This is a genomic window from Lysinibacillus sp. 10T31, assembly GCF_056394365.1.
Window position 1 is genome coordinate 1 of sequence record NZ_JBFTHS010000193.1, and the last position, 471, is coordinate 471.

Annotated in this window: 1 protein-coding gene; it reads left to right on the plus strand. The window is 60.9% G+C overall.

Annotated elements, in window-relative coordinates; genetic code table 11:
- The coding region (locus AC1DCY_RS27595; protein ID WP_477355931.1) for a hypothetical protein at positions 1 to 471 on the plus strand (471 nt) is incomplete at both ends.

The following is a 471-nucleotide window of genomic DNA, read 5'->3' on the forward strand; positions in this document are numbered from 1 at the left end:
CTGGGACACCTTCTGCTGGATGGGCCGCGTCTCCCGCGTATCGCCACGGTCCGCTGAATGGCTGGCCTGGGCCAGAGCCGAAGGTTTTATTCTGCCCAGCGGACATATCTGCGAAAGGGCTCGACAGCATCTTCAAGGCTTGGAAAGCCCTGATGCGAACGAGCAGATCCTGAAGAACGAGATCGATGCGGCACACCGTGAGCCGGTGTACGCCGCCACCCTGCGGGCCGATCGCTACCCCGGTGATAAAGAGATGCAAGTGAGGGTGAGTATCAAGTGCCTGGACGGTTTCGGTCGGCCGTTGCAAACCAAGGTGGAGGTCGAATCGGGCAAGTCGTGGCTGGTCGATGCAAAGGGCGAGTTGATCCTCAAGGGCGACGGCACACCGGAAGAAGCCGAGGTGTTGCGCCGTTGGCGGGTCAGCGAACCGGTCGAGTACAACAACAAGGGCGAGAAGGTGCGGATCTACCG